At 65.7% G+C, this 2,470-nt stretch carries 4 protein-coding genes and 1 pseudogene; 3 read left to right on the top strand and 2 right to left on the bottom strand.

What is annotated here, in order from left to right:
- The 3 genes and pseudogenes from ACFV3E_RS46570 to ACFV3E_RS46560 form a co-directional block, all read left to right on the top strand.
- Nucleotides 1-300 (top strand): annotated as a pseudogene (locus ACFV3E_RS46570) (hypothetical protein); the annotation flags it as partial.
- 38 nt (nt 301-338) lie between these two features.
- Entirely contained in the window at nt 339-575 is a 237-nt protein-coding gene (locus ACFV3E_RS46565) for a hypothetical protein (protein ID WP_500542607.1), read from the top strand.
- Nucleotides 484-948, top strand: a complete 465-nt coding sequence (locus ACFV3E_RS46560) for a group II intron maturase-specific domain-containing protein (RefSeq protein WP_500542605.1) — start codon at nt 484-486, stop codon at nt 946-948. Before ACFV3E_RS46565 ends, ACFV3E_RS46560 begins: the two co-directional genes overlap by 92 nt.
- Before the next feature lie 364 nt (nt 949-1,312).
- Here the strand turns inward: ACFV3E_RS46560 and ACFV3E_RS46555 are convergent, their stop codons facing one another.
- A complete protein-coding gene (locus tag ACFV3E_RS46555; protein WP_500542603.1) occupies nt 1,313-1,681 on the bottom strand; it encodes an ATP-binding protein in 369 nt (122 codons plus the stop codon).
- A 434-nt stretch (nt 1,682-2,115) separates the two neighbouring features.
- The coding region (locus ACFV3E_RS46550) for a DUF8189 domain-containing protein (RefSeq protein ID WP_500542601.1) at nt 2,116-2,470 on the bottom strand (355 nt) is incomplete at its 5' end.

Genomic DNA, 2,470 nt, shown 5'->3' with positions numbered 1-2,470 from the left:
GTCGCTACAAGGGAGTTGGCATCTCGCATACAACGTCAACGACGCCCATCACCCGGCGTCACCACCGACTACGGAACAGAGCCGTTCAATGGACACACCCAAGCCCTGATGTTGTATCCCCTCCTCCGTCGCATCAACCGTATGTTGCTGGGCTGGGCTTGCCAGAAGTACAAACGACTACGCCGCCGGGAGAAACGCGCTGGGGAACTACTGGCTGGCACGGCCCGCCGGTATCCCAACATGTTCGCCCATTGGCGGTTCGGCCTCAAACCTGATGGCTGGGCAATGGGAGCCGTGTGAATCGAGAGGCTCCCGCACGGTTCTGCGAGCGGCGGCGGGTGAGATTCCCGCCGCCGACTCACCTCGTCGTCCTTGTCAGCGGCCCGGTCCACCGTGCCGAGGCCCTGCGTGAGCAGGTCGCCGAGGTACTGGCCCCGCTCGGGCTGCGGCTCTCCGAGGAGAAGACCCGTGTGGTCCACATCGATGATGGCTTTGACTTTCTCGGCCACCACATCCGCCGCCAGCGGAAACGCGGCACGAACAAGCAGGTCGTCTACACCCGTCCCTCGAAGTAGGCCGTGCAGGCCATCAGGGGCCGGGTATCGGCGCGGACCTACAGACACACCCAGAACCCAGAGCCTGGCTCAGCTTCTTCAGAGCCTGAACCGGAACCTGCTCGGGTGGGCGACCTACTTCCGTCACGGCGCGGCGAAGCGGACCTTCGATGCGGTCGACCACCACGCGTGGAACCGCATCGCGATCTGGCTCCGCCGCAAACATCGCATCCCCAGCAGCCAGTTGAGGAATCACTGCGATCGCGGATGGCGGTTCGCCTCAAACGACACGGCGTTACTCGGCGCATCCAGCGCAATGATCGAACGCTATCGCTACCGCGGAGCCCGCATTCCAACTCCGTGGACCATCGAACCGGCAGCCGATCAAGGCTGACCGCCGGGCAAGACACGTGGAGAGCCGGATGCGTGGCCAACACGCATCTCCGGTTCGGGTAAGCGGCCCGGAGAGACGGAACGGCAGCAATACCGTCACCGCGCTCCGGGCCGACCACACAGATGTACCTTGGCACCTACTGCCATTGCAGGCGCGAGCCGGCATGAGGGCATGAGTAATCGTTCCTCAGTCTGGTCGGCTGTGGGATCGGGCACGTGCACGCCCGGGGGTGGGACCCGCGGTGCGCTCTCCGCCAACGGCCCCACCCCCGGAATCGGCCCTCCACCCGTGGTGCCTGGCCGGACGGGTGGAGGGCCGGGCCCCGACCCAGGGGGGGGAAGGGTCGGGGAACTCATGGGCGGCGTCAGGCCACCGCCTCGCGACTCGGCATCCTGACCCAGTGCGTGAATCCGCCTGAGGGGGTGCGCGTGCCGTGGTTCAGGGCCAGAGCGTCCACGATGGTCAGGCCCCGGCCGTGCTCGCACGACGTGGTCCAGGTGCCGTGGCTCTCGGCAGGACCGCCGTCAGTGACACCCACGCACGCGCGCTGCCCCACCCGCTCGCGATGCAGGTGCAGCGCAACCGGGGGCTCGGCGTGTTCCACAGCGTTGCTAACCAACTCGGAAACCACCACAAGAACCGAGTCCGCCGTTTCCTGGCCAACACGCCAGTCAGCGAGAACGGCACGAGTGATCGCCCGGGCCATGCAGGCAGCCTCCGGTCGCTGCGCCAGTCGCCAGGTGCCCTCGCCTGTGACAGGCGTACACGCGGCTGGATCGGGCGCTGATGTCTCCCTCTGCGCCCGTGACCAGCACGCGCCAGAGAGCCCGCGCTCCAGGTCCTCGGCAGTTGCGTACATGACGACCACTTCCCGCTACCGCAACACTGCGGCCACATCACTCTGATCCGTCTGAGCGGGGCCATGAACTCCGCGGTATCTGCGGTACTCACGAACTCATGGCCCCTGCGCACCAGGGTCCACCAAACCCCCTCGGGCACCCAGAGCAACCGCTACTCAAATCCACAACATAGGGACATCGTTGGCACAACCGCTCCGCGACCGCCCACTACGGGCCCCACCGGAGTGTGTTTTCAGGTCGCCAATAGCCGATCGGTATGCGCCACCACAGCCACACCGCGTCACCACCACCCCACTCGGAAGCGGCCTCAGCCTCGTAGCGCTCCGTTGATCTGGGCCCAGGAGGTGAACGTGTCGGGGTTGGTGGTGTTCTGTCGGGTATGCCAGATGACACCCTCGGTGTCGACGCCGATGACCTCCACGCTGCCCTCGGCGTTGGTTTCCGCCGCGACATGGGAGATCCGCTTCGAGCCAACTGAAAGCTGTGACCAGGAAGTGAAGTCGCCGGTAGCGGTCTGGGTGCGGTGGAACATTGACCCAGAGAAATCGGTCCCGGCTGCGTCGGTTGCGATCAGTTCGAGGTGGCCGTCGTTGTGACGGGCGACTGCGAGTTCGCTCATGAGGGTGTTGCTGGTGTCGGGCATCTGGGTGAGGGTCTGGAAG

It is taken from the genome of Streptomyces sp. NPDC059718 (assembly GCF_042733315.1).
GTDB lineage: Bacteria > Actinomycetota > Actinomycetes > Streptomycetales > Streptomycetaceae > Actinacidiphila.
The sequence above is the reverse complement of the archived record's forward strand: the minus strand, read 5'-3'. Positions and strand labels throughout refer to the sequence as shown.